Below are 24710 nucleotides of genomic sequence, written 5' to 3' on the forward strand. Positions count from 1 at the left end.
TTGTTGGTAAAGGCGACACCCTCTCTACCCTGTTTGCAAAGGTCGGCCTGCCCGCCGCCTCAGTGCATGAAATTTTGGCCAGCGACAAGCAAGCCAAACAGTTCAGCCAACTCAAGCATGGTCAGAAGCTCGAATTCGAACTGAACCCTGAAGGCCAGTTGACCAACCTGCACAGCAAAGTCAGCGACCTCGAAAGCATCACCCTGACCAAGAACGACAAGGGTTATGTGTTCAACCGTATTACCGCCAAACCGACCGTACGCTCCGCCTACGTTCACGGTGTGATCAACAGCTCGCTGTCGCAGTCCGCGGCTCGCGCCGGCCTGTCCTACAGCCTGACCATGGACATGGCCAGTGTGTTTGGCTACGACGTCGACTTCGCCCAGGATATTCGCCAAGGCGACGAATTCGATGTGATCTACGAACAGAAAGTCGTCAACGGCAAGACTGTCGGCACTGGCCCGATCCTGTCCGCACGCTTCACCAACCGCGGCAAGACCTACACCGCCGTGCGTTACACCAACAAACAAGGCAACAGCAGCTATTACACGGCTGACGGCAACAGCATGCGCAAGGCATTCATCCGTACTCCGGTAGACTTCGCCCGCATCAGCTCGAAATTCTCCATGGGCCGCAAGCATCCGATCCTGAACAAGATCCGCGCGCACAAAGGTGTCGATTACGCAGCACCACGCGGTACGCCGATCAAGGCAACCGGTGACGGCAAAGTTCTGCTGGCCGGCCGCCGTGGTGGTTACGGCAACACCATCATCATTCAGCACGGCAACACCTACCGTACGTTGTACGGCCACATGCAAGGTTTCGCCAAAGGCGTGCAGACTGGCGGCAGCGTCAAACAAGGCCAGGTGATCGGCTACATCGGCACCACCGGCCTGTCGACCGGCCCGCACTTGCACTATGAATTCCAGGTCAATGGCGTGCATGTCGATCCACTGGGCCAGAAGCTGCCGATGGCTGACCCGATTGCCAAAGGCGAGCGCTCGCGCTTCCTCGCGCAAAGCCAGCCATTGATGGCTCGGATGGACCAAGAGAAGGCCACCATGCTCGCGTCGAGCAAACGCTAAGTATGGCGCTCTATATAGGCGTGATGTCCGGGACCAGCCTTGATGGCCTGGACATTGCGCTGATCGAGCAAACCCCGGCGATCAAACTGATCGCCACGCACTACATCCCCATGCCTGAATCCCTGCGCGCCGAGCTGCTTGGCTTGTGCGCCAGCGGCCCGGACGAGATTGCCCGCTCCGCCATCGCCCAACAGAACTGGGTGAATCTGGCAGCACAGGGCATTCACACCCTCCTCGATCAACAAAACCTGAAAGCCGAAGACATTCGCGCGATTGGCAGCCACGGCCAGACCATTCGCCACGAACCGGCACGCGGGTTCACGGTGCAAATCGGCAACCCCGCCCTGCTGACCGAGCTGACTGGCATCACCGTGGTCGGTGATTTCCGCAGTCGCGACGTCGCCGCAGGCGGCCAGGGCGCGCCACTGGTTCCAGCCTTTCACGAAGCCTTGTTTGAAGAACAGCCAGGCAACCGAGCAGTATTGAACGTCGGCGGTTTCAGTAACTTGAGCCTGATCGAGCCTGGCAAACCCGTAGCCGGTTTCGACTGCGGCCCGGGCAATGTGCTGCTGGATGCCTGGATTCACCAGCAACGCGGCGACAATTTCGATCGCGACGGCCGATGGGCAGCCAGCGGCAAGGTTGAACCCACCTTGTTGAGCGAGCTACTCAGTGATCCATTTTTCGTGACCAAAGGCCCCAAGAGCACCGGCCGCGAAGTGTTCAACCTGCCTTGGCTGACGCAGCACCTCTCGCACTTGCCCACCTTCGCTCCTGAAGATGTACAGGCGACCCTGCTCGAGCTGACCGCCCTGACCATTATTGAGTCACTGCAAAGTGCCCAATCAGATACCCGTGAATTACTGGTCTGCGGCGGCGGCGCCCACAACGCTACGCTGATGGCCCGCCTGGCGAGCCTGCTACCGAATGCCAAAGTCAGCAGCACCGCCGCTTACGGTGTCGACCCGGACTGGGTCGAAGCCATGGCCTTCGCCTGGCTGGCCCATTGCTGCCTCGAAGGCATCGCCGCCAACCGCCCAAGCGTCACCGGTGCCCGCGGCTTGCGCGTACTCGGCGCCATCTACCCTGCTTAAAGGCCAGACAGCAAAACGCCGCAGGGCTGTGAAACCCTGCGGCGCCTTGTAATTCGGTGATGCGCGATCAGATCGAGAACGAAGAACCGCAACCACAGGTGGTGCTGGCGTTCGGATTCTTGATCACGAACCGCGAACCTTCCAGACCTTCCTGATAATCCACCTCAGCACCTGCCAGGTACTGGAAGCTCATCGGGTCTACGACCAGACTCACACCTTCGCGCTCGACGATGGTGTCGTCATCGGCCACTTCTTCATCGAAGGTGAAGCCGTACTGAAAACCTGAACAACCACCGCCCGTAACAAATACGCGCAGCTTCAAGCGATCATTCCCCTCTTCATCGACCAGGCTCTTCACCTTGTGCGCGGCACCGTGGGTGAATTGCAAAGCCGTGGGGGTGAAGGATTCGACGCTCATGCTAACTATCTCCCGGCGTTACGCCGCCATAATGCGTGATGACGGGCATTATCCGCTTCTCCTAGAAAATTGGTCAACTATTAGAAGGAGCAGCGGCAAGCTTCAAGTCGTTAGCTTTAAGCTTAAGGCTTACAACTTGAAGCTTGTGGCTGCGCTTAAGGCAGCATGCCCGCGTGGGACAGACCCAAGCGTTCATCCAGCCCGAACAGGATGTTCAGGTTCTGCACCGCCTGGCCCGACGCGCCCTTGACCAGGTTATCGATCACTGACAACACCACCACCAGGTCACCATCCTGTGGACGATGCACGGCGATACGGCAAACGTTGGCACCGCGCACGCTGCGCGTTTCCGGATGGCTGCCGGCCGGCATCACATCGACGAACGGTTCGTTGGCATAACGCTTTTCAAACAGCGCCTGCAGATCCACTGAACGATCGACGACGGTCGCGTACAGCGTCGAGTGAATGCCGCGAATCATCGGCGTCAGGTGCGGAACGAAAGTCAGGCCGACGTCCTTGCCCGATGCGCGACGCAGACCCTGGCGAATTTCCGGCAGGTGACGGTGCCCTTTGACCGCGTAAGCCTTCATGCTTTCCGACGTCTCGGAGTACAAGGAACCTACCGCTGCGCCCCGACCGGCACCGCTGACACCCGACTTGCAGTCAGCGATCAAACGGGAAGTGTCCGCCAGACCGGCTTCGAGCAATGGCAGGAAACCCAACTGGGTTGCGGTTGGATAGCAACCCGGCACGGCGATCAGGCGCGCTTGCTTGATCTGCTCGCGATTGACTTCCGGCAGGCCATAGACCGCCTCTTCCAGCAACTCCGGCGCACCGTGCGGCTGGCCGTACCACTTGGCCCATTCATCAGCGTCTTGCAGACGGAAATCCGCCGACAGATCGATGACCTTGGTGCCGGCGGCCAGCAACTCACCGGCCAGGGCATGGGCAACACCGTGCGGCGTGGCGAAGAACACCACATCGCAGGCGCCCAGGGTCTTGATGTCCGGAACGCTGAACGCCAGGCCGTCGTAGTGGCCTCGCAGGTTCGGGTACATATCAGCCACGGCCAGACCGGCCTCGGATCGGGAAGTGATCACTACCACCTCAGCTTGCGGATGCTGTGCCAACAGACGCAGCAGTTCGACACCGGTGTAACCCGTGCCGCCGACGATACCGACCTTGACCATAAACCTGCCCTCAACGAACCCACTGGAAAGCCGTCGATAATAGGGCCCGTATCGTCCTGCGACAACCGGCAAGGTGACGTGCGGACGCTCAAGCCTCTACTATCCGGGCTACCGTGAACCTGGGAATAACTAAAAATGCTTTATCTGTGGCTCAAAGCGCTTCACATCGTCAGCATGGTCTGCTGGTTTGCCGGCCTGTTTTACCTGCCGCGACTGTTCGTCTATCACGCGCAAAGCGAAGACACCGTCAGCAAGGAACGCTTCAGCCTCATGGAGCGCAAGTTGTATCGGGGCATCATGGGCCCGGCGATGATCGCCACCCTGGTCTTCGGCCTTGCCCTGATCTACCTCAACCCGAGCATCTTCAGCCAGGGCGCCTGGATCCACGCCAAGTTGACCCTCGTGGTGATCCTGATCGGCTACCACCACATGTGCGGCGCCCAGGTAAAACGTTTTGCCCGTGGCGAAAACACCCGCAGCCATGTCTTTTATCGCTGGTTCAATGAAGTGCCGGTTCTGATATTGCTGGCTATCGTAATTCTGGTCGTCGTTCGACCGTTCTAATCCAATAAGCAAACATCTATCGGGGTACTTCCAATGTCGCTGCCCGCTCTGCTCGAACAACGTCTGCGCCTGCCGGTAGTGGCCGCGCCGATGTTCCTGATCTCCAATCCTCAGCTGGTGCTGGCCTGCTGCCGAAATGGCGTAGTGGGCAGTTTTCCTGCGCTGAACCAGCGCGAGAGCAGCGGCTTCAAGGCCTGGTTGGAAGAAATCGAAGCAGGCTTGGCGACACTGGAAAACCCGGCGCCGTACGCGGTGAACCTGATCGTCCACAACAGCAACCCGCGCCTGCAAGCGGATCTGGATATCTGCATCGAGCACAAGGTGCCGATCGTGATCACCAGCCTCGGTGCCGTGAAAGAACTGGTCGATGCTGTGCACAGCTATGGCGGCTTGGTGTTTCACGACGTGACGACGCGCCGTCACGCGGAGAAAGCCGCCGAGGCGGGTGTCGACGGTTTGATCGCGGTGGCGGCGGGAGCCGGCGGACACGCCGGAACCTGGAGCCCGTTTTCGCTGATTGCCGAGATTCGCCAGTTCTTTGACAAGACCCTGCTGCTGGCCGGCTGCCTGAACCATGGCCACGAGATTCTCGCCGCACAATTGCTCGGTGCGGATTTGGCCTACTTCGGCACGCGATTTATCGGCACCACTGAAAGTCACGCGCCTGACGCCTACAAGGAGATGTTGCTGACATCCAGAGCGGCGGACATTGTTCATACTCCAGCGGTGTCGGGTGTACCGGCGAGTTTCATGCGTCAGAGCCTGGAGGCCGCCGGCTTCGACATGGCCGCCTTGCAGGGCAAGGGTGAAGTGAACTTCGGTTCCAAGCTCAAGCCCATCAGCGATGAAGCCAAAGCCTGGAAAACCGTGTGGTCTGCCGGGCAGGGTGTAGGGGAAATCGATGACCTGCCGAGTGTCGATCAATTGGTCGCACGGCTGGACGCGGAATACCGCAAGGCGCTGGAGCTGGCGGCACAACTGCCAAAACGCTGGCCGCGCTGAGATGAAAATTTTGGCCAGCCCACCCGGCTGGCTTTACACTCCACACCTGTAACGTTTCCTAACTTAATTTCTCGCGACAAGGATGCCTCGCAATGAGCGACAACCGTTTCAAGATTGTTTTCGACGGCGCTCTGCTGCCAGGTGTTGATGTCACTACCGCCAAGTTTAATCTCGCCGAGCTGTATAAAAGCGAAGTGGCTGCCGTTGAACGGCTGTTCACCGGCAAGACGGTCACGCTCAAGCAAGGCTTGTCGCAGATCGACGCGCAAACCTACCTGCAGGCGCTGACGAAAACCGGTATCGATGCCCGAATCGAAAGCGAACCGTCGATAGAGCTCAATCTGGCCGATGCTCACGAGCATGTGCCCGCCAGCAGCCCACCAGTTTTCGCCGAGCCCTCCTCCCCTTACGCGCCGCCCCGAGCCGCTGTCGGCGAAAGCCTGCCGGCGTTTTCCACGCTCAAGCCCTTCGGCGTCGAAGGCCGCATCGGCCGCTTGCGCTATCTGGCGTGGACGATGGCCCTGACGCTGGTCATGCTGGCCGTAGGTTCCGTAGCGGCCCTACTGGCCATCGCGATCATCAGTGCCGATTCCACCGCAGGCTTGATTATTGGCGGCCTGATAGCGGTCATCCTGTGCTTCGTCCTCGCGGTCGTCAGTATTCAGATCAGCGTCCAGCGCCTGCACGACATCGGTTGGTCCGGCTGGCTCTGGCTGCTGAACCTTGTGCCGCTCCTGGGCAGTTTCTTCCCGTTCGTGATCATGGCGGTGCCCGGCAGCAACATTGCCAACCAATACGGTCCACCGCCTCCGCCGAACTCTACGGCGGTCAAGGTGCTGGCTTCGCTCTGGGTGGCCTTTATCGCGATCATGTTCGTTGGCGCACTGGCCGGCGGTTTCGCAGCTGTCCAGCAAGAGTACGAAACTGCGGCGCAAACCAGCTACGACAGTGGCTCGGTAACCACTGACGAGGTCGAAGCCGAGCCAGCTGACGAGGCCGTGCAAGCACCCGATTCCGCAGACGATGAAGCCGAAGAGGCCGAAGAAGCCCCGGCCCCTGTAGACTCTGCGAAAGAATGAACAGCGCTCCCCGCCCGTGACACCTGCGTCGCCGGCGCGGAGCTGTTGCGATGGAGAACTGCATGACCCGTTACGCTCTGATCACTGGCGCTTCCAGCGGTATCGGCCTGGCGATGGCCGAAGCGCTGGCCCGCCGTGGCCGCAGCCTGATTCTGGTGGCCCGACAGCGTGATCAGCTGGAAAGCATTGCGATTGAACTGACTCAGCGTTTTGGCGTGGAAGTGCTATTCCGCGCCTGCGATCTGGGCGAGCCCTTGAGGCTGTCTGGGTTCCTGCTGGAACTGGAAGAAGGTGATCGCCAGATCGATCTGCTGGTCAACTGCGCCGGTATCGGTACGTGCGGCCCATTCCTGGCCCAGGACTGGATGACCGAGCAGGACTTGATCGAGGTGAACATCCTCGCCCTCACCCGCCTGTGTCACGCCATCGGTAACAGCATGGCGTTGCAGGGCGGCGGGCAGATTCTGAATGTCGCCTCGGTGGCGGCGTTCCACCCCGGCCCGTGGATGAGCACTTACTACGCGAGCAAAGCGTACGTGCTGCACTTTTCCGAAGGCTTGCGCGTCGAGCTGAAGAAATGTGCGGTCAAGGTGTCAGTGCTGTGCCCAGGTCCCACGCGCACGGCGTTTTTCCACACGGCGCAACTGGACACCGTCAAAGTCACCGACAGTAGACTGCTGATGAGCCCCGAAGAAGTGGCGCTGTATACCGTGCGGGCCCTGGCCAAAAATCGCGCCATCATTATTCCTGGCCGACTTAATCGCTGGTTCGCCGTCCTGCCGCGATTCGGTTCGCGATGGCTGACCCGGACAATCGCCGGTATGGTCAACAAGGCTTACTGCCCGCGCTGAAACCCTTGAAGGTAATAAGCTGGGCTCGCGCCCACCCCATGGGTACACTCAGGCCAGCCCAAACAACGGAGAAAACAGCTGTGGATACTCTGTTCACCAAGATCATCAACCGGGAAATCCCGGCCAGGATCATCTACGAGGACGACCAGGTACTGGCCTTCCACGACATCGCCCCACAGGCACCGGTGCATTTTCTGGTCATCCCGAAAAAAGCGGTGCGCACCCTCAATGACCTGACCGAAGAGGACAAGGCATTGGCCGGGCATATCCTGTTCACCGCCCAACGCCTGGCGCTGGAGCTGGGCTGTGAAAAAGGTTTCCGCGTGGTCATGAACTGCAATGAAGACGGTGGGCAGACTGTCTACCACATTCATATGCATGTGCTCGGTCAGCGCCAGATGACCTGGCCGCCGGGCTGATTCAACACCTTCCCTTGTAGGAGCGAGGCTTGCCCGCGAAGAACGATAACGCGGTCTATCTGAATGACCGCGTCGCCCCTTTCGCGGGCAAGCCTTGCTCCTACAGGTCGCGGTGCTGCAATGACCCAGCGCAAACCTTCCCCGGCCGATTCGGTTAAACTGGCCGCCGAGATTCCCCCCCGGAGGTCAGCATGACTACCCAGCGTCACTACTCGCCGATTGACCGCCTTCTGCTGCAAGCCGATGCCGCGATGCGTACCCTGCTGCCGTTCAGTGGTCAGCCGTACCGTCCGTCGCCAGCCATCGTGCAGCCCGAAACGCAAATGAGCGATGAAGACACCCGGCACGTGGCCGGCCTGATGCGCATCAACCATACCGGCGAAGTCTGCGCCCAGGCGCTGTACCAGGGCCAGGCCCTGACCGCCAAGCTGCCGCACGTGCGCGCCGCGATGGAACATGCTGCCGAAGAAGAAATCGATCACCTGGTGTGGTGCGAACAACGTATCCACCAATTGGGCAGTCACACCAGCATTCTCAATCCGCTGTTTTATGGCATGTCGTTCGGGATTGGCGCTGTCGCCGGCTTGATCAGCGACAAGGTCAGCCTGGGGTTTGTGGCGGCTACCGAGCATCAGGTGTGCAAGCACTTGAATGAACATCTTGAACAGTTGCCGGCCGAGGATGAAAAATCCCGGGCGATTCTTGAGCAGATGCGCATTGATGAAGAACATCATGCGGAGAGCGCGCTGGACGCTGGCGGATTCCGCTTCCCGGCGCCGGTGAAGTTCGGAATGAGTTTGTTGGCCAAGGTGATGACCAAGAGTACGTATCGGATTTGATCCCTGCGAAACCCATAAAAAAGGCGACTACCCCGAGGTAGTCGCCTTTTTTTGTACTCGAAAATCTTAGCTCGGCATGTTGCGCGCGTAGAAGATTTCCAGCATTTCGTGTTTCACACGTTCAGTCACCTGGGCACGTTGCTCAGAGGACAGGCTGTTGGTCGCGTCGCCGAACAGGTAATCGTCCAGTTCGAAGTTCTTCAACAGCATTTTGGTGTGGAACAGGTTTTCCTGGTACACGTTCACGTCAGTCATCTGGTAACTGTCGCGGGTGTCTTCGGAGAGGTAGTTCTGGATCGAATTGATCTCGTGGTCGATGAAGTGCTTTTTGCCTTCAACGTCACGGGTGAATCCGCGCACGCGATAATCCACGGTCACGATGTCCGAATCGAACTGGTGAATCAGGAAGTTGAGCGCTTTAAGCGGTGAAATGACACCACAGGTCGACACGTCAATGTCCACACGGAATGTCGCGATACCGTCCACCGGATGGATTTCCGGGTAGGTGTGCACCGTAATGTGGCTCTTGTCGAGGTGGGCCAGGATAATCTCGGGCAACGGGCCCGGGGACTCTTCGATCTGGCTGTCGGTCGGGGTGACCGGCTCTTCAGAGATCAGAATCGTGACGCTGGCGCCCTGTGGATCGTAATCCTGACTGGCGATGTTCAGGATGTTGGCACCAATGATATCGACAACTTCTGTGAGGATCTGCGTCAGGCGCTTCGCGTTGTACTCTTCATTGATGTACTCGACGTAAGCCTGCTGGTCTTGCGGGGTTTCCGCGTAGCAGATGTCATAGATGTTGAAGCTCAAGGTCTTAGTCAGGTTATTGAACCCGTGGAGCTTGAGTCTGCTTTTCACCGTTAAAAACTCTCTATGTATTGCGGCCCGGGCCGCGTGATCAAGCATGCCCGTCAGATGCGAACAACGCAGCTGCGTAGGACGGTTAACACCTCTTCGCGATGGCGATTTTGGTTGTCTGTTCGGATCAGCGGCCTGTCGGTTGACGGGCCACGACCCTGAAAAAAGTGGCGCATTATGCAGACGTCAGCTATGGATCGCCAGAGTTTGCACTGCTTTTATGATAGTTGAATGTCGAATCAACCGAGTTCGATGATCTCGTAGTCGTGGGTAATCGCCACGCCAGCCGCGCCGAGCATGATCGAGGCCGAGCAATACTTCTCGGCGGACAGTTCGATAGCGCGTTTGACCTGGGCTTCTTTCAGGCCCCGGCCCTTGACCACGAAGTGCATGTGGATCTTGGTGAACACCTTGGGATCTTCGGTCGCGCGTTCGGCTTCGAGGAAGGCTTCGCAGCTTTCGATGGCCTGCCGGGACTTCTTGAGAATGCTGACCACATCGAAATTGCTGCAACCGCCGACACCCAGCAGGAGCATTTCCATCGGGCGTACACCCAGGTTGCGACCACCGGCGTCTGGCGGGCCGTCCATGACCACGACATGACCACTGCCGGATTCGCCGAGGAACATGGCTTCGCCAGCCCATTGGATGCGTGCCTTCATCGCCAAGACTCCACTGTATAAAAAAGGGTCGCCAGCTTAGCACAGGGTCTCGCAATGACAGCGCCTCGCCTTACTAGGACGGACGTGCCAATCTCCCACGTAAATTCTCGAATCCTGAAGGAATGTGTCTGTTAAGCTGGCGCCAATTCGCTGGCGCTTAGCCAACCCTGCAGCGTCGTCATCAGCAATTCATAAAAAAACCAACCACACCGTGCAGTCTTTTCGGGATACAACCATGGTTGCTATTACCCCAACACCCAAAATCAAGAACCTCGACAAGCTGTTGATGCACTGCCAGCGCCATCGTTATGCGGCCAAGAGCAACATCATCTGTGCCGGCGATCGTTCGGACACGCTGTTCTTCATCATCAAGGGCTCGGTCACCATCCTGATCGAGGACGATGACGGCCGCGAGATGATCATCTCCTACCTGAACGCCGGGGACTTTTTCGGCGAGCTCGGGCTGTTTGAACAGGCCGGCATGGAACAGCAACGCAGTGCCTGGGTACGCGCCAAGGTCGAATGCGAAGTCGCGGAAATCAGCTACGCGAAGTTCCGCGAACTGTCCCAGCAAGATCCAGACATTCTTTACGTACTGAGCGGACAAATCGCACAGCGCCTACGCAATACCACGCGCAAGGTCGGCGACCTGGCCTTCTTCGATGTGACCGGCCGTGTCGCCCGCTGCCTGCTGGAACTGTGCAAGCAGCCAGACGCCATGACCCACCCGGACGGCATGCAGATCAAGGTGACCCGTCAGGAAATCGGGCGGATTGTCGGGTGTTCCCGGGAGATGGTCGGTCGCGTGCTCAAGGATCTTGAGGAACGCAACCTGGTGGATGTCAAAGGCAAGACCATGGTGGTCTTCGGCACGCGTTAAGCCTCGAACATCTCTGCCAGCAACTGGCGGTACAGCGCATGGAGGCGCTCCAGCGCATCAGGCGCAGCGAACTTTTCATGCAAGGCGATGTGGCTTTCGGCACGAACCCGCTGTTCCAGGCCGCACGCTTCATTGAAGCGGTTGACCGCCGCGACCATCGATTCTCGTTCGTTATCCAGCAACAACGCCCCGTGCACCAAGCCTACCGGACGCGTTCCACCCTTGCTCTGACGCCAGCGCTGGGCGGTGCCGACCATCTTGCGCCCGTCGAGGTTGACGTTGAAGCGGCCATCACAGAAGGCGCCGTCGACCTCCCCCAATGACGAGACGCCGCCCAACTCATCCAGCAGCTGACACATCGGGTTGCAGAGTCGGCGGTAAGCGGTTTCGATGCGGTTTTGGTCACCTTCGCTGCGCGGTGCTGCATAGACCAGGGCAATGTTGATCGTTGCGGCCGATTGCGGCACCGGTTCACCGCCGGTTTCTCGCAGCAGCACCGGCCAGCCCGCCGCCGCCGACACCTTGCACGCGGCGTCGAAACCCGGAAGGCGATTCAACCGGCGCGGCATGACCAGCGCTCGATCGCTTGGCTGCCAAAACAGCAGGCCAAACTCTGAATCGCCGGTGCACACATGCGCCAACAGATCCTGCTCGGCAAGCAGGCCGGCTTCGACAGTCAGGGCAACGGGCTGGGTCATGGCAGCAAAATCCTTTGTCGGGGCTATAAAAAAGCCGGCATCGCCGGCTTCTTCATTGAATCAGGTTCAGTCGAGTGTAGAACCGCTGACCGCAGTACCGCGCTCTGGAAAGAACAAACGTTGCAGCTCGGTGCCCGGGCTTTCGGCGCGCATGAACGCTTCGCCAACCAGGAACGCATACACGTCGCTGATTTCCATCAGCTCGACATCGGCGCGATTGAAAATGCCGCTCTCGGTAATCACCAGGCGATCACGGGGGATGCGCGGCAACAGGTCGAGGGTGGTTTCCAGATTCACGTCGAAGGTGTGCAGGTTGCGGTTGTTCACGCCGACCAACGGCGTGTCGAGGGTTTTCAAGGCCCGCTCCAGCTCGTTGCCATCGTGGACTTCCACCAGCACATCGAGGCCGACGCTCTTGGCCACCGCCGCCAGTTCGGCCATTTTCACGTCGTCCAGAGCGGAGACGATCAACAGCACGCAGTCGGCGCCGAGGGCACGGGCTTCAACGATCTGGTAAGGATCGATCATGAAGTCCTTGCGGATCACCGGCAGCTTGCACGCGGCGCGCGCTTGTTGCAGATAGGCATCGGCACCCTGGAAAAAATCAATATCGGTGAGCACGGAGAGGCACGTGGCGCCGCCCTTCTCGTAGCTCTTGGCGATGTCGGCCGGCACGAAGTTCTCGCGGATCACGCCTTTGCTCGGCGAGGCCTTTTTGATTTCAGCAATCACCGCCGGCTGCTTGAGCTTGGCCTGGGCGATCAGTGCCCGGGCAAAACCACGGGGGGCATCGGCAGCCTTGGCCAGGCTTTCCAGCTCGGCCAGGCTGACACGGGCGCTACGCTCGGCAACTTCCTGGACCTTGCGGGCCAGAATGTTTTCCAGAACCGTCGGTACACTCATCCCTCATTCTCCACTCGAAATACCGCGGTAAACGCACCCAACTCCTCGAGTTTTTCCCGAGCGAGGCCGGTGTGCAGCGCGTCGTGCGCCAGGGCAACGCCCTCTTTCAAACTTGTTGCGTGGTCAGCGGCATACAGTGCGGCACCGGCATTGAGCACGATCATCTCGGCGGCTTTCTGGCCGTTCTCGGTCTTGCGTTTGCCCAGGGCATCGCGGATCAGTTCGAGGGAAGCGGCCGGGCTGTCCACCGCCAGGCCGTGCAGGCTCTGGCTCTTCATGCCCAGGTCTTCCGGCTCGACCCAATACTCGGTGATCTGATCGTTCTTCAGCTCCGCGACGAACGTCGGCGCTGCGAGGCTGAATTCGTCCAGGCCATCCTTCGAATGCACCACCAGCACATGTTTGCTGCCCAGACGCTGCAAGACTTCGGCCAATGGCCGGCACAGCGCCGGGTTGAACACGCCCACCACCTGATGCTTCACGCCGGCCGGATTCGTAAGCGGGCCGAGCATGTTGAACAGGGTACGCAGGCCAAGGTCCTTGCGCGGACCGGCGGCGTACTTCATGGCACTGTGGTGCGTCTGGGCGAACATGAAACCGATGCCGACGTTATCGATACAGCGCGCGACCTGAATTGGCGTCAGGTTCAAATAGATCCCGGCGGCTTCCAGCAAGTCAGCGCTGCCGCTTTTGCCCGAGACGGCACGGTTACCGTGCTTGGCCACCGTGCAACCAGCCGCTGCAACCACGAAGGAAGACGCGGTCGAGACGTTGAAGATATTGGCGCCGTCACCGCCGGTGCCGACCACATCGACCACGCCGTCGAGGGTCTTGAGTTCGACTTTGTCCGCCAGCTCACGCATGACCGATACCGCACCGACGATTTCGTCGATGCTTTCGCTCTTCATGCGCATGGCCATCATGAACGCGCCGATCTGCGCGTCCGAGCATTGCCCGGTCATGATTTCACGCATGACATCGCGCATTTCATCGGTGCTGAGGTCGAGGTGATCGACGATACGGCCCAGGGCTGTCTTGATGTTCATGAAAAGTCCTTAGCGCGTGCCGCCGGTTTGTTTGAGGAAGTTGGCGAACAGCTCGTGGCCCTGCTCGGTGAGGATCGATTCCGGGTGGAATTGCACACCCTCGATGTTCAGCGTCTTGTGGCGCAGGCCCATGATTTCGTCGACCGAGCCGTCTTCGAGCTGGGTCCAGGCGGTCAGCTCCAGGCACTCGGGCAAGGTTTCACGCTTGACGATCAACGAGTGGTATCGGGTGACGGTCAGCGGACGGTTCAGGCCTTCGAAAACACCCTTGTCCTCGTGGAATACCGGACTAGTCTTACCGTGCATCACCTGACGGGCGCGCACCACATCTCCGCCAAAGGCTTGGCCGATGGACTGGTGGCCGAGGCAGACACCGAGGATCGGCAGTTTGCCGGCGAAGTGTTTGATCGCTTCGATGGAGATGCCAGCTTCGGTCGGCGTGCAAGGACCGGGGGACACGACGATGCGCTCAGGATTGAGGGCCTCGATTTCGGCGATGGAGAGTTCATCGTTGCGCACGACTTTGACCTGGGAGCCAAGCTCACCAAGGTACTGCACAACGTTGTAAGTAAAAGAGTCGTAGTTATCGATCATCAGCAACATGGCGCTGGGAACCTCTTGAATTCACTGACTTTTAATACAGCCTTCGAATGATTACCCGCAGTGTGCTGCGCTTTGTCAGGTGCTGGAGTGGCGCCAGCAAAGCGGCATTTCAAACAGGTACAGAAGGCGAAGCGGGTACAGGTCCGGCGGGGCCGGCAAAAGAATTCAGGCGCGCCAACGCCAGCGGGCGTGTGCCTTGATGACTTGATCCAGGAGTTTGCTGATGATCAACACGGGAAAGGTCTCATTCATACGTCTCGGCACAGTAACTTAGCTGGGCAGAGCGTGCAATAAGGCGCACACCAAGGCTGGCGAAACAAATGAAGGCTTCGCGACAGATGGCAAAAGGCCGGAAGTTTTTGGTACTGTCGTTTCGTTCTCTACAACAATAATTAAACGGACTTGCACATGATCAAACAGACGTTGTTTGTACCGCTCGCCAGTTGCCTGCTCGCCATGGCCTGCGCCCAGGCGAATGCGGCGCCCAATCCTTACACGAGTTTCATCGTCTTCGGCGACAGCCTCAACGACGCCGGGACCTTCGCCGACACCGGCGGGCCTGCCGGGTCCACCCAGCGCTTCACCAACCGCACCGGCCCGGTCTACCTGGACGGCAGCGGTGAAGAACGCTCGCTCAACGCCACGCAAATTCTTGGGGGAAAACTGGGGTATTCGGCGGACCAGACAGCGTCCTCGTCTTCGGCAGTACGCGCCAACGAAGGCCAGCCCGACGGTAACAACTGGGCGGTCGGCGGTTATCGCACCGACCAGATCCTCGATTCGATCACCAGCACTTCCGCCACTGGCGAACGCACCCGCGCGGGCTATCTGCCGTCGAACGGCTTTCGCGCCGACCCGAATGCACTGTATTACCTCTCGGGCGGTGGTAACGACTTCCTGCAAGGTCGCGTGACCAGCCTGCCCCAGGCCAGCGCCGCCGCCGATCGCCTGGCCAGCAGCGCACAAGCCCTGCAACAGGCCGGCGCCCGTTACATCATGGTCTGGCTGCTGCCGGATATCGGCTTTACCCCGGCGTTCAATGGCTCGCCGTTGCAAGACTTCACGTCCCAACTGAGCAACCAGTTCAACACCGAACTGGTGAGCCAACTGCAGGGCATCAACGCCAACATCATCCCGCTGAACATTCCGGTGCTGCTCAAAGAGACGTTTGCCAACCCGGGGCAGTTCGGCCTGGCCACTGACCAAAACCTGAGCGCCACCTGCTTCAGCGGCAACAGTTGCACCGAGAACGCCCGCTACGGGATCAACAGTGCGACGCCGGATCCAACCAAACTGATCTACAACGACTCGGTGCACCCGACCGAAGCCGGGCAACGCCTGATTGCCGATTACGCCTACTCGCTGTTGTCCGCGCCATGGGAGGCGACCCTGTTGCCGCAAATGGCCCAGGGCACCTTGCGCTCCCACCAGGATGAACTGCGTAACCAGTGGCTGGCGGATTGGGAAAACTGGCAAGGCGTGGGTCAATGGCGGGCGATTGTCGCCGGTGGCGGCCAGCATCAAGACTTCGACAGCCAGCGCAGCGGCGCCAGTGCTGACGGCAATGGCGCCAACCTGAACATCGGTGGCAGCTACCGGCTGAATGACGCATGGCGCGTCGGCCTGGCTGCGGGTTTCTACAACCAGAAGCTGGAAGCCGGTGACAACGATTCGGACTACAAGCTCAACACCTACATGGGTACGGCGTTCGCTCAGTATCAGCAGAATCGTTGGTGGGGTGATGCGGCCGTGACGGCCGGGCATCTGGACTACGACAGCCTCAAACGCAAATTCCAATTGGGGGTCAACGAGCGCGGGGAGAAAGGCGATACCGACGGTTACCTGTTGGCTTTCAGTGGTCGCGTCGGTTACGACATCGCGCCACTGGCGAGCAGCCCATGGCACCTGTCGCCGTTCGTCAGCGCCGACTTCGCCAAGGTAGAGGTCGACGGTTACTCGGAGGATGGCGCCGACTCCACCGCCCTGACGTTCGATGACCAGTCACGCATCTCCCGGCGTCTTGGCATTGGCCTCCAGGGCAAGTATCAGATCACCTCGCAGACCCAGGTATTCGGCGAACTGGCCCACGAGCGTGAGTACAACGACGATACCCAGGACGTGACCATGAACCTCAACAGCCTGCCGGGCAACCGCTACACCCTGGCCGGCTACACCCCGCAAACCAATCTGAACCGTTTGAACCTGGGTGTGAGTCATAACCTCACCAAGGATTTGGCGTTGCGGGCGAGTTATGACATTCGCAAGGATGATGACTTTACCCAGCAGGGCGTGAACCTTGGGGTAAGCCTGGACTTCTAAATCGCTAGATCAAAAGATTGCAGCCTTCGGGGGGCGCGATCTTTTGGTGATCTGAATTGGCAGGCCATAAAAAACGCGGCGCCCTCACAGGCGCCGCGTTTTTTTATGCTGAACACTTATTGTGACGAGGGGGCTTGCCCCCGTTCGGCTGCGCAGCAGTCGCAAATCCAGACCGCTCGATAAACCTGAAAGAATGCAGGGGGCCGCTTCGCGCCCCAACGGGGGCAAGCCCCCTCGCCACACAAGCCAGCTCCCACAAGTTTTGTGTGAACTTAACTGTCCGGGGTTTGCTCGGCCAACGCGACCGCGCGGAACATCGCACGCCGTTTGTTCAGGGTTTCTTCCCATTCCAGCGCCGGCACCGAATCGGCGACGATGCCGCCACCGGCCTGCACGTGCAGTTCGCCGTCCTTGATCACCGCAGTGCGGATCGCAATCGCAGTGTCCATGTTGCCGTTCCAGGCGAAGTAACCCACCGCCCCGCCGTAGACGCCACGCTTGACCGGCTCCAGCTCGTCGATGATTTCCATCGCGCGAATCTTCGGTGCGCCGGACAAGGTGCCCGCCGGCAGAATCGCCCGCAGCGCGTCCATCGCCGTCAGCCCGGCCTTCAATTGCCCGGTGACGTTGGAGACGATGTGCATCACGTTCGAATAGCGCTCGATCACCATCTTCTCGGTGAGTTTCACCGAACCGATTTCCGAGACCCGGCCAGTGTCGTTGCGGCCAAGGTCAATCAGCATCAAGTGCTCGGCGATTTCCTTGTCGTCGGACAGCAGGTCTTTTTCCAGCGCCAGATCCGCTTCTTCGTTGGCCCCGCGTGGGCGGGTGCCGGCGATCGGGCGCACGGTGATCAGGTTGTCTTCGACCCGCACCAGCACTTCCGGCGAACTGCCGACGACGTGGAAGTCGCCGAAGTTGAAGAAGTACATGTAAGGCGTCGGGTTGAAGCAACGCAGCGCCCGGTACAGATCGATGGGCGCCGCCTTGAAGTCGATCGACATGCGCTGGGACGGCACGACCTGCATGCAGTCACCCGCCAGAATGTATTCCTTGATGGTGTCGACAGCTTTTTCGTAATCGTCCTGGGTGAAGCTCGAACGGAACACCGGGTCAGCCGACTGTTGCTTGCTGAAGTCCAGGCCACGACGCGGGGTGATTGGCTGGCGCAGTTTCTCCAGCAACTCTTCCAGACGTGCCTGACCTTGCTCGAAGGCATCGGCTTGCGCCGGGTCGGCAAGGACAATCGCGTGCATCTTGCCGGCGAGGTTGTCGAACACCACCACCGCGTCGGACACCATCAGCAGAATGTCCGGCACGCCCAGTGGATCGGGGTTCGGGCATTTGCCCAGACGCTTTTCCACATAACGCACGCAGTCATAACCGAAGTAACCCACCAGCCCGCCGTTGAAGCGCGGCAGCCCAGGGATGGTCGGGACGTTGTAGCGGGCTTTGAATGCTTCGACGAAGGCCAGTGGGTCTTCGGCCTCAAGGCTTTCGATCTCGACGCCGTCGTGGGTCACGCTGATGTGGTGATCGTGAACCCGCAGCACGGTGCGGCACGGCAGGCCGATGATCGAGTAACGGCCCCACTTCTCCCCGCCCTGCACCGATTCCAGCAGGTAGGAATTGGGCTCGTCGGCCAGTTTCAGGTAGATCGACAGCGGCGTGTCGAAGTCGGCCAGGGTTTCACAGGCCATCGGGATACGGTTATAGCCGGCAGCGGCCAAACGCAGGAATTCTTCGCGGATCATGGGGTAGCCTCGTGGCTTGAGGGTCTAACAGTCAGGTATGCAAACGCGCCGGGATGCCGGCCAGGAACAAGTCAGGCGCGCCAACGCCAGCGGGCCAGGGCCTTGATGACTTTCATCCAGAGTTTGCGAGTGACCACCACGATGGCGTTTCCAGAAGGGGGTTGAGCAGCGTCGGGCAACGTTATCTCAGCCGCCGGGTCCAGGCAACCGGGAATTAGCTTGCGCAGATCGTCGATCACCAGCGCCGGTGACTCTTCGGCAATCGGCCGGCCATGGTTGTAGCCATAACTCAGCGCCACGCACTTGACCCCCGCCGCTTTCGCCGCCAGCACATCACTGCGCGAATCGCCGACAAACAACGATTGCGACGCCGGAATGTTGGCCATTTTCATCACGAAAAACAGCGCGGCCGGGTCGGGTTTCTTCTGCGGCAGGGTGTCGCCGCCGATGATCCATTTGAAGTAACGGCCGATCTTCATCTGATCCAGCAGCGGCGCGACAAAGCGCTCCGGCTTGTTGGTGATCAGCGCCATCTCGACGCCCTGCTTGTGCAGCCATTTCAGGGTGTCGCGCACGCCGGGATAGACCACGGTCAGTTCATGGCTGCCACCGTAGGCTTCCATAAAAATCTCCAGCGCACCTTCGGCCTCACCGTCATCGACCGCCGAATGGTCGATGCCACCGGCCAGCGCGCGGCGAACCAACACCGGCGCACCGTTACCGACCCACTCGCGCACCGACTCAAGGCCGGCGGGTTCACGGCCCATTTTGAGCAGCATGTTATCCACGGCAACCGCGAGGTCGGGGACCGAATCGATCAGCGTGCCATCCAGATCGAACATCACCAGCCGCGGCAGACGCCCCGGGAACAGCTGCTCAAAGCCACTCATGGACGAGCCAGCGCCAGTTCGGCACGCATCTTCTCGATCACTTCCTGGTAGTTCGGCGCATTGAAGATCGCCGAGCCGGCCACGAAGGTGTCGGCGCCGGCAGCGGCGATTTCACGGATGTTGTTCACATTGACCCCGCCGTCGATTTCCAGGCGAATGTCGCGCCCCGAAGCATCGATCAGCGCACGGGCCTGACGCAGTTTGTCGAGGGTGCCAGGAATGAACTTCTGCCCGCCGAAGCCCGGGTTGACGCTCATCAGCAGGATCATGTCGACCTTGTCCATCACGTACTCAAGCACGCTCAGGGGAGTGGCTGGGTTGAACACCAGGCCCGCCTTGCAGCCGCCCTCGCGGATCAGTTGCAGGGAACGGTCGACGTGCTGGGTAGCTTCCGGATGGAAGGTGATGTAGGTCGCGCCGGCTTCAATGAAGTCACCGACGATGCGATCCACCGGGCTGACCATCAAGTGGGCGTCGATCGGCGCGGTCACGCCGTACTTGCGCAGTGCCGCGCAGACCATCGGGCCGATGGTCAGGTTGGGCACGTAATGATTGTCCATGACATCGAAGTGCACGAAGTCGGCGCCAGCGGCCAGGACGTTGTCCACTTCTTCGCCCAGGCGGGCGAAGTCGGCGGAGAGAATCGACGGAGCAATTACGAAGGGCTGCATGACGCACCTTTTCTGAGCAGAATCACGATGGCGCGCATTGTATACCTCATGCTTTGACGCGCGCGACGTGACCGCGATGATCAGTAGGCCGCTCGGTAGATCTTCTCGATATCGACGGCGCTCAACTTGCGTGGATTGTTGCGCATCAGGCGCTCGATCCCCGCCGCTTCCACGGCCATGGCCGGGATCGCGTCTTCGGGCACGCCGAAGCTGCGCAGGCCCAGGGGAATCTCCACCGCCAGGCACAACGCGGTCATCGCCTCCACGGCTTTGTCCGCGGCATCGATGGCGCTCAGGTGCGCGGTTTTCACGCCCATGGCCTCGGCAATATCCTGCATGCGCTCGACGCAGGCCAACTTGTTCCAGGTCATCACATACGGCAGCAGCAACGCATTACTGACGCCGTGGGCAATGTTGTAGCGCCCGCCCAGCGGGTACGCCAACGCATGCACCGCGCCGACCCCGGCATTGCCGAACGCCATGCCGGCCATCAGGCTGGCGGTGGCCATGTCTTCGCGGGCTTGCAGGTTGGCCGGGTTGGCGTAGGCCTTGGGCAGCGCCTGGGTAATCAGCTTGATCGCACCAATCGCCAAGGCATCGGTGATCGCCGAGGCATTCAGCGACAGGTAGGACTCGACCGCATGCACCAGCGCATCGACGCCACTGGCGGCAGTGACACTGCGCGGGCAGGTCAGGGTCATTTGCGGGCTGACCAGCGCCACGTCCGGTAATAGATAGTCGCTGACGATGCCTTTCTTCAGCTGCGCGAGCTTGTCGGAGAGGATGGCCACGTTGGTGACTTCCGATCCGGTGCCGGCGGTGGTCGGGATGGCGATCAGCGGCGGGCCTTTGCGCGGCACCTGATCGACGCCGAACAGATCTTCCAGCGCGCCGTGATAACCGGCATAAGCTGCGACACTTTTGGCGATATCGATGGCGCTGCCGCCACCCAGGCCAATCAACCCGTCATGCCCGCCTTCGCGGTAGACGCGCATGCAGTCTTCGACGATGGCGATTTCCGGGTCGGGCAGCACGCGGTCGAACACCTCATAGGTGCGGTCGCCCAGGTGCGCCAGCGCCAGCTCGACCGTGCCGGACTTGACCAGCGCGGCATCGGTGACGATCAGCGGGTTATCGACATCCAGGCGGGTCAGCTCGGCGGCCAGTTGCTCGATGGCACCGGCGCCGGTGATCAGTTTGTGGGCAATTTTGAAAGAGGAAAGACTCATGTGCGCAGCCTCTTATCGTTAGGGGAGCTGGGCACAATAGTAGCTGGGGATTGGGGTTTGTCGTTTATTCACGACGCGAATGATTGAGGTGACCTGTAGGAGCGAGGCTTGCCCGCGAAGACGGTGAGTCAGTCAACATAGATGTTTAATGTGCTGACGCCTTCGCGGGCAAGCCTCGCTCCTACAGGATTAGGTCCGATCATCCCCAAGGCATTCCCACGCAGAGCATGGGAACGATCAGCGGTGCAGGTCAGACCTGGGCGGTGCGCAGTTTTTCGCTGCGGCCACGCAGCCATTCCAGGGTCAGCAGCAGGATCACCGAGAAGGCAATCAGCAACGTCGCGGCGGCGGCAATCGTCGGGCTGAGGTTTTCGCGGATGCCGCTGAACATCTGCCGTGGCAGGGTCGCTTGCTCGGGACCGGCAAGGAACAGTGTCACCACAACCTCATCGAACGACGTCGCGAAAGCAAACAGCGCCCCGGAGATCACACCCGGCGCGATCAACGGCAAGGTCACCCGACGGAACGCGGTCAGCGGCGAGGCACCGAGGCTCGCAGCGGCACGCACCAGGTTGTGGTTGAACCCCTGCAACGTCGCCGACACCGTGATGATCACGAACGGCACGCCCAACACCGCATGCACCACGATCAGCGAAAAGAAGCTGTTACCCAAACCCAACGGCGCAAAGAACAGATAACTCGCCACACCAATGATCACCACCGGCACCACCATCGGCGAAATCACCAGCGCCATCACCAGCGCTTTGCCGGGGAAGTCGCCACGGGTCAGGCCAATCGCCGCCAGCGTGCCGAAAACCATGGCCAGCACCGTGGCCGCCGGGGCGACGATGATGCTGTTCTTCAACGAGCGCATCCATTCGGCCGAGGCGAAGAAGTCCTGATACCAGTGCAGCGAGAAGCCCTGCAGTGGGTACACCAGGAAACTGCCCGAGTTGAACGACAACGGAATGATCACCAGCACCGGCAGGATCAGGAACAGCAAAACCAAGCCGCAGAGAATCCGCAAACTGTAGAACCACACCCGCTCAATGGGCGACATATAAGGACTCAGCATTTCGTTCTCCCCTTAGCTCAGGCGCAGGCGACTGGCGCCCACCAGCCAGCTGTAAATCAGATAAAGCACCACGGTCGCCAACAGCAGCAGCCCACCGAGTGCGGTCGCCATGCCCCAGTTGATGCTGGTGTTGGTGTAGAAGGCGACGAAGTAACTGACCATCTGATCGTTCGGGCTGCCCAGCAACGCCGGAGTGATGTAGTAGCCGATGGCGAGGATGAACACCAACAGGCAACCGGCGCCGATACCGGCATAGGTCTGCGGGAAGTACACCCGCCAGAAACTGGCGAACGGATGGCAGCCGAGGGAAATCGCCGCCCGCATGTAAGTCGGCGAGATGCCTTTCATTACGCTGTAGATCGGCAGAATCATGAACGGCAGCAGGATGTGCACCATGGAGATGTAGACCCCGGTGCGGTTGAACACCAGCTCCAGCGGCTTATCGATAATGCCCATGGCCATCAGGCCGCTGTTGATCAGCCCGCCGGATTGCAGCAACACGATCCATGCGGCGACCCGCACCAGGATCGAGGTCCAGAACGGCAGCAGCACCAGAATCATCAACAGGTTACTTTGCCGTGATGGCAGGTTCGCCAGCAGGTAGGCCAACGGATAGGCCAGCAACAGGCAGATCACGGTGATGACCAGGCCCATCCAGAAGGTGCGGGCGAAGATGTCGAGGTAGATCGCCTGGTCCGGGGTGGCCGGGGCCACTTCGCCGAGGTCGTCGATCCGGTGATCCACCGCCGCCAGCAAGTAGTACGGGGTGATGCTGCTGGTGTTGCGGCGCACGGCCTGCCAATAGGCCGGATCGCCCCAGCGCTCGTCGAGCCCTTCCAGCGCTTCTTTATAAGAGGTCGGCTCGGTGGCGAACGGCAAGGCGCGGGCGGTTTTGGTCAGCAGGCTGCGGTAGCCGGCCAGTTCCATGTTCAAGCGCTTGGACAAGTCACCCAAGGTCTGGTTTTTGCGCGCTTCAGCGAGGTCTTCGCTGGCGGCCTTGTAAACCGGTTCAGCGGGCAGGCCACGGCCGTCCCAACTGGCGATAGCCGTCACGGTGCGCGGCATGCCGCCGACCACTTCCGGGTTACCGACACTTTTGTAGAGCAGCGCCACAATCGGCACCAGGAACACCAGCAGCAGAAACAGCACCAGCGGCGCAATCAAGGCCTGGGCCTTCCAGCGATTGATCCGCTCGGCGTGCTTGAGCCGCTGCTTCAAGGTGGGGTCAGTGCCCGCGTTCAGGGGAACGGCGATAGCCATGGCGTACTCCGGAAATCTTTGATCGTTACAGAGGCAGACAGGCCACCTCTGTTCTTCTTATCGATACATCACCCCTGTAGGAGCGAGGCTTGCCCGCGAAGGCGGTGTGTCAGTCAGCATTAATGTTGAATGTGCCGACGTCTTCGCGGGCAAGCCTCGCTTCTACAGGGTACTGAACGTTCCCACGCTCTGCGTCACAGGGACGCGGAGCGTCCCGGGCGGCATTCCCACGCAGAGCGTGGGAACGATCAATAAGCCCACGAGGTGGGCTTATTTCGCAGCCCAGGAATTGAAGCGCTGTTCCAGTTGCTCGCCGTTGTCAGCCCAGAAGCTGACGTCGATCTGCACCTGGTTGGCGATGTTTTCCGGGGTGGTCGGCATGTCTTTCAACACGTCCTTGGCCAGCAACGGAACGGCTTGAATGTTGGCCGGGCCGTAAGCGATGTTTTCCGAGTAGGTCTTCTGCTGCTGCGGGGCCACCGAGAACGCGATGAATTTCTTCGCCGCTTCGGCACGGGTTTTATCCAGGCCTTTTGGAATCGCCCACGCGTCGAAGTCGTAGATCCCGCCGTTCCACACCACTTTCAGGTTGCTTTCTTTCTGCACGGCGGCGATCCGACCGTTGTAGGCCGAGCTCATGACCACGTCACCGGAGGCGAGGTATTGCGGCGGTTGCGCGCCGGCTTCCCACCACTGGATGCTTGGCTTGAGTTCATCGAGTTTCTTGAACGCGCGGTCCTGGCCATCCTTGCCGGCCAGCACTTTGTAGACGTCTTTCGGCGCCACGCCGTCGGCCATCAGAGCGAATTCCAAGGTGTACTTGGCGCCTTTACGCAGACCACGCTTGCCCGGGAATTTCTTGGTGTCCCAGAAGTCCACCCAGCTAGTCGGTGCGGAAGCCAATTTGTCGGCGTTGTAGGCCAACACGGTCGACCACACGAAGAAGCCCACGCCGCACGGCTGGATCGCGCCTTTGACGTAGTCTTCAGTCTTGCCAAACAACTTCGGATCGAGCTGCTCGAACATGTCTTCGTCGCAACCACGGGACAGTTCTGGCGATTCAACTTCTACCAGGTCCCAGGACACGCTCTTGGTGTCGACCATGGCTTTGACCTTGGCCATCTCGCCGTTGTATTCGCCGGCGACGATCTTGCCGTTGCCCGCCGCTTCCCACGGTGCGTAGAACGCCTTGGTTTGCGCGGCCTTGTTCGCCCCGCCAAAGGACACCACGGTCAGGTCCGGGCCCGCAGCCATCGCGTGTGCCGCACCGATCATGCCCATGACCAAAGCGGTGAATTTCAGGGATCTCAACATTTAT

Annotated in this window: 25 protein-coding genes (1 of these 25 cut by a window edge); 10 read left to right on the top strand and 15 right to left on the bottom strand. The window is 60.1% G+C overall.

What is annotated here, in order from left to right; all coding sequences use genetic code 11:
* Both ACY4LX_RS30450 and ACY4LX_RS30455 read left to right on the top strand, forming a co-directional pair.
* Positions 1–1085 carry the 3' portion of a peptidoglycan DD-metalloendopeptidase family protein gene (locus tag ACY4LX_RS30450; RefSeq protein WP_348132850.1) on the top strand. The gene continues 334 nt to the left of window position 1, outside the view, so the window shows 1085 of its 1419 coding nt (coding positions 335–1419); its start codon lies beyond the left edge, outside the window; it ends in the stop codon at positions 1083–1085.
* A 2-nt stretch (positions 1086–1087) separates the two neighbouring features.
* Positions 1088–2179 carry an anhydro-N-acetylmuramic acid kinase gene (locus ACY4LX_RS30455; protein WP_149659542.1) on the top strand — a complete coding sequence of 364 codons (1092 nt, stop codon included), beginning with the start codon at positions 1088–1090 and terminating at the stop codon, positions 2177–2179.
* A 67-nt stretch (positions 2180–2246) separates the two neighbouring features.
* On the opposite strand, the gene erpA is transcribed toward ACY4LX_RS30455, so the two are convergent.
* Positions 2247–2597, bottom strand: a complete 351-nt coding sequence (erpA, locus tag ACY4LX_RS30460; protein ID WP_007947969.1) for an iron-sulfur cluster insertion protein ErpA — start codon at positions 2595–2597, stop codon at positions 2247–2249.
* Between the two features lie 155 nt (positions 2598–2752).
* Positions 2753–3787, bottom strand: a complete 1035-nt coding sequence (gene argC, locus ACY4LX_RS30465) for an N-acetyl-gamma-glutamyl-phosphate reductase (RefSeq protein ID WP_123512992.1) — start codon at positions 3785–3787, stop codon at positions 2753–2755.
* Between the two features lie 135 nt (positions 3788–3922).
* Here argC and hemJ point away from each other — a divergent pair, with 135 nt between their 5' ends.
* From hemJ to coq7, 6 genes are all read left to right on the top strand, one after another.
* Entirely contained in the window at positions 3923–4351 is a 429-nt protein-coding gene (gene hemJ / locus ACY4LX_RS30470) for a protoporphyrinogen oxidase HemJ (protein WP_149659544.1), read from the top strand.
* Between the two features lie 33 nt (positions 4352–4384).
* Entirely contained in the window at positions 4385–5353 is a 969-nt protein-coding gene (locus tag ACY4LX_RS30475) for an NAD(P)H-dependent flavin oxidoreductase (protein WP_149659545.1), read from the top strand.
* A 92-nt stretch (positions 5354–5445) separates the two neighbouring features.
* The gene (locus ACY4LX_RS30480) at positions 5446–6432 is read left to right on the top strand and encodes a DUF805 domain-containing protein (RefSeq protein WP_463258623.1); all 987 of its coding nucleotides are present in this window, start codon (positions 5446–5448) and stop codon (positions 6430–6432) included.
* Between the two features lie 62 nt (positions 6433–6494).
* On the top strand, positions 6495–7283 hold the full coding sequence (locus ACY4LX_RS30485; RefSeq protein WP_149659547.1) for an SDR family NAD(P)-dependent oxidoreductase: 789 nt from the start codon (positions 6495–6497) through the stop codon (positions 7281–7283).
* An 80-nt stretch (positions 7284–7363) separates the two neighbouring features.
* A complete protein-coding gene (locus tag ACY4LX_RS30490; RefSeq protein ID WP_149659548.1) occupies positions 7364–7702 on the top strand; it encodes a histidine triad nucleotide-binding protein in 339 nt (112 codons plus the stop codon).
* A gap of 191 nt (positions 7703–7893) precedes the next feature.
* Positions 7894–8541 carry a 2-polyprenyl-3-methyl-6-methoxy-1,4-benzoquinone monooxygenase gene (gene coq7, locus ACY4LX_RS30495; protein WP_123410512.1) on the top strand — a complete coding sequence of 216 codons (648 nt, stop codon included), beginning with the start codon at positions 7894–7896 and terminating at the stop codon, positions 8539–8541.
* 66 nt (positions 8542–8607) lie between these two features.
* Here coq7 and speD read toward each other — a convergent pair whose 3' ends face one another.
* Both speD and ACY4LX_RS30505 read right to left on the bottom strand, forming a co-directional pair.
* The gene (gene speD, locus ACY4LX_RS30500; RefSeq protein WP_149659549.1) at positions 8608–9402 is read right to left on the bottom strand and encodes an adenosylmethionine decarboxylase; all 795 of its coding nucleotides are present in this window, start codon (positions 9400–9402) and stop codon (positions 8608–8610) included.
* A gap of 239 nt (positions 9403–9641) precedes the next feature.
* A complete protein-coding gene (locus tag ACY4LX_RS30505; RefSeq protein ID WP_424480796.1) occupies positions 9642–10064 on the bottom strand; it encodes an OsmC family protein in 423 nt (140 codons plus the stop codon).
* A 235-nt stretch (positions 10065–10299) separates the two neighbouring features.
* Here ACY4LX_RS30505 and crp point away from each other — a divergent pair, with 235 nt between their 5' ends.
* The gene (crp, locus tag ACY4LX_RS30510; protein ID WP_149659550.1) at positions 10300–10944 is read left to right on the top strand and encodes a cAMP-activated global transcriptional regulator CRP; all 645 of its coding nucleotides are present in this window, start codon (positions 10300–10302) and stop codon (positions 10942–10944) included.
* Here crp and ACY4LX_RS30515 read toward each other — a convergent pair.
* The 4 genes from ACY4LX_RS30515 to ACY4LX_RS30530 all read right to left on the bottom strand — a co-directional run bounded on the left by ACY4LX_RS30515 (position 10941) and on the right by ACY4LX_RS30530 (position 14194).
* Entirely contained in the window at positions 10941–11642 is a 702-nt protein-coding gene (locus tag ACY4LX_RS30515; protein WP_463258624.1) for a lipoate--protein ligase family protein, read from the bottom strand. The genes crp and ACY4LX_RS30515 overlap by 4 nt on opposite strands.
* 66 nt (positions 11643–11708) lie before the next feature.
* Positions 11709–12545 (bottom strand): indole-3-glycerol phosphate synthase TrpC, encoded by an 837-nt coding sequence (gene trpC, locus ACY4LX_RS30520; protein WP_149659552.1) that lies wholly within the window; start codon positions 12543–12545, stop codon positions 11709–11711.
* Entirely contained in the window at positions 12542–13591 is a 1050-nt protein-coding gene (gene trpD / locus ACY4LX_RS30525; protein WP_149659553.1) for an anthranilate phosphoribosyltransferase, read from the bottom strand. Before trpD ends, trpC begins: the two co-directional genes overlap by 4 nt.
* A 9-nt stretch (positions 13592–13600) precedes the next feature.
* The gene (locus ACY4LX_RS30530) at positions 13601–14194 is read right to left on the bottom strand and encodes an aminodeoxychorismate/anthranilate synthase component II (protein WP_463258625.1); all 594 of its coding nucleotides are present in this window, start codon (positions 14192–14194) and stop codon (positions 13601–13603) included.
* 408 nt (positions 14195–14602) lie between these two features.
* Here ACY4LX_RS30530 and estP point away from each other — a divergent pair, with 408 nt between their 5' ends.
* Positions 14603–16513 carry an esterase EstP gene (gene estP / locus ACY4LX_RS30535; RefSeq protein ID WP_463258626.1) on the top strand — a complete coding sequence of 637 codons (1911 nt, stop codon included), beginning with the start codon at positions 14603–14605 and terminating at the stop codon, positions 16511–16513.
* 272 nt (positions 16514–16785) lie between these two features.
* On the opposite strand, the gene trpE is transcribed toward estP, so the two are convergent.
* The 7 genes from trpE to ACY4LX_RS30570 all read right to left on the bottom strand — a co-directional run bounded on the left by trpE (position 16786) and on the right by ACY4LX_RS30570 (position 24706).
* A complete protein-coding gene (gene trpE, locus ACY4LX_RS30540; protein WP_463258627.1) occupies positions 16786–18267 on the bottom strand; it encodes an anthranilate synthase component I in 1482 nt (493 codons plus the stop codon).
* A gap of 71 nt (positions 18268–18338) precedes the next feature.
* On the bottom strand, positions 18339–19157 hold the full coding sequence (locus ACY4LX_RS30545; protein ID WP_149659557.1) for a phosphoglycolate phosphatase: 819 nt from the start codon (positions 19155–19157) through the stop codon (positions 18339–18341).
* On the bottom strand, positions 19154–19828 hold the full coding sequence (gene rpe / locus ACY4LX_RS30550) for a ribulose-phosphate 3-epimerase (RefSeq protein ID WP_123410522.1): 675 nt from the start codon (positions 19826–19828) through the stop codon (positions 19154–19156). The genes ACY4LX_RS30545 and rpe overlap by 4 nt, the downstream gene beginning before the upstream one ends.
* A gap of 80 nt (positions 19829–19908) precedes the next feature.
* Positions 19909–21057 carry an iron-containing alcohol dehydrogenase gene (locus ACY4LX_RS30555; protein ID WP_149659558.1) on the bottom strand — a complete coding sequence of 383 codons (1149 nt, stop codon included), beginning with the start codon at positions 21055–21057 and terminating at the stop codon, positions 19909–19911.
* 250 nt (positions 21058–21307) lie between these two features.
* Complete coding sequence (locus tag ACY4LX_RS30560; protein ID WP_133835769.1) at positions 21308–22132, bottom strand: ABC transporter permease; 825 nt, start codon at positions 22130–22132, stop codon at positions 21308–21310.
* A 12-nt stretch (positions 22133–22144) separates the two neighbouring features.
* Positions 22145–23392 (bottom strand): ABC transporter permease, encoded by a 1248-nt coding sequence (locus tag ACY4LX_RS30565; protein WP_149659559.1) that lies wholly within the window; start codon positions 23390–23392, stop codon positions 22145–22147.
* A gap of 270 nt (positions 23393–23662) precedes the next feature.
* The gene (locus ACY4LX_RS30570; protein ID WP_463258628.1) at positions 23663–24706 is read right to left on the bottom strand and encodes an ABC transporter substrate-binding protein; all 1044 of its coding nucleotides are present in this window, start codon (positions 24704–24706) and stop codon (positions 23663–23665) included.
* Between the last annotated feature and the right edge of the window lie 4 nt (positions 24707–24710).

This window comes from Pseudomonas sp. Emmai, from assembly GCF_055179735.1.

Bases quoted from the DNA above. Each gene is read 5' to 3' on its own strand.
- ACY4LX_RS30560 (WP_133835769.1), bottom strand. From the start codon at position 22,132: ATGCTGAGTCCTTATATGTCGCCCATTGAGCGGGTGTGGTTCTACAGT.
- ACY4LX_RS30545 (WP_149659557.1), bottom strand. From the start codon at position 19,157: ATGAGTGGCTTTGAGCAGCTGTTCCCGGGGCGTCTGCCGCGGCTGGTG.
- rpe (WP_123410522.1), bottom strand. From the start codon at position 19,828: ATGCAGCCCTTCGTAATTGCTCCGTCGATTCTCTCCGCCGACTTCGCC.
- trpC (WP_149659552.1), bottom strand. From the start codon at position 12,545: ATGAGTGTACCGACGGTTCTGGAAAACATTCTGGCCCGCAAGGTCCAG.
- ACY4LX_RS30455 (WP_149659542.1), top strand. From the start codon at position 1,088: ATGGCGCTCTATATAGGCGTGATGTCCGGGACCAGCCTTGATGGCCTG.
- argC (WP_123512992.1), bottom strand. From the start codon at position 3,787: ATGGTCAAGGTCGGTATCGTCGGCGGCACGGGTTACACCGGTGTCGAA.
- ACY4LX_RS30480 (WP_463258623.1), top strand. From the start codon at position 5,446: ATGAGCGACAACCGTTTCAAGATTGTTTTCGACGGCGCTCTGCTGCCA.
- ACY4LX_RS30565 (WP_149659559.1), bottom strand. From the start codon at position 23,392: ATGGCTATCGCCGTTCCCCTGAACGCGGGCACTGACCCCACCTTGAAG.
- hemJ (WP_149659544.1), top strand. From the start codon at position 3,923: ATGCTTTATCTGTGGCTCAAAGCGCTTCACATCGTCAGCATGGTCTGC.
- crp (WP_149659550.1), top strand. From the start codon at position 10,300: ATGGTTGCTATTACCCCAACACCCAAAATCAAGAACCTCGACAAGCTG.
- erpA (WP_007947969.1), bottom strand. From the start codon at position 2,597: ATGAGCGTCGAATCCTTCACCCCCACGGCTTTGCAATTCACCCACGGT.
- estP (WP_463258626.1), top strand. From the start codon at position 14,603: ATGATCAAACAGACGTTGTTTGTACCGCTCGCCAGTTGCCTGCTCGCC.
- ACY4LX_RS30530 (WP_463258625.1), bottom strand. From the start codon at position 14,194: ATGTTGCTGATGATCGATAACTACGACTCTTTTACTTACAACGTTGTG.
- ACY4LX_RS30515 (WP_463258624.1), bottom strand. From the start codon at position 11,642: ATGACCCAGCCCGTTGCCCTGACTGTCGAAGCCGGCCTGCTTGCCGAG.
- ACY4LX_RS30485 (WP_149659547.1), top strand. From the start codon at position 6,495: ATGACCCGTTACGCTCTGATCACTGGCGCTTCCAGCGGTATCGGCCTG.
- ACY4LX_RS30505 (WP_424480796.1), bottom strand. From the start codon at position 10,064: ATGAAGGCACGCATCCAATGGGCTGGCGAAGCCATGTTCCTCGGCGAA.
- coq7 (WP_123410512.1), top strand. From the start codon at position 7,894: ATGACTACCCAGCGTCACTACTCGCCGATTGACCGCCTTCTGCTGCAA.
- trpE (WP_463258627.1), bottom strand. From the start codon at position 18,267: ATGATCCGCGAAGAATTCCTGCGTTTGGCCGCTGCCGGCTATAACCGT.
- trpD (WP_149659553.1), bottom strand. From the start codon at position 13,591: ATGAACATCAAGACAGCCCTGGGCCGTATCGTCGATCACCTCGACCTC.
- ACY4LX_RS30570 (WP_463258628.1), bottom strand. From the start codon at position 24,706: ATGTTGAGATCCCTGAAATTCACCGCTTTGGTCATGGGCATGATCGGT.
- ACY4LX_RS30475 (WP_149659545.1), top strand. From the start codon at position 4,385: ATGTCGCTGCCCGCTCTGCTCGAACAACGTCTGCGCCTGCCGGTAGTG.
- ACY4LX_RS30555 (WP_149659558.1), bottom strand. From the start codon at position 21,057: ATGAGTCTTTCCTCTTTCAAAATTGCCCACAAACTGATCACCGGCGCC.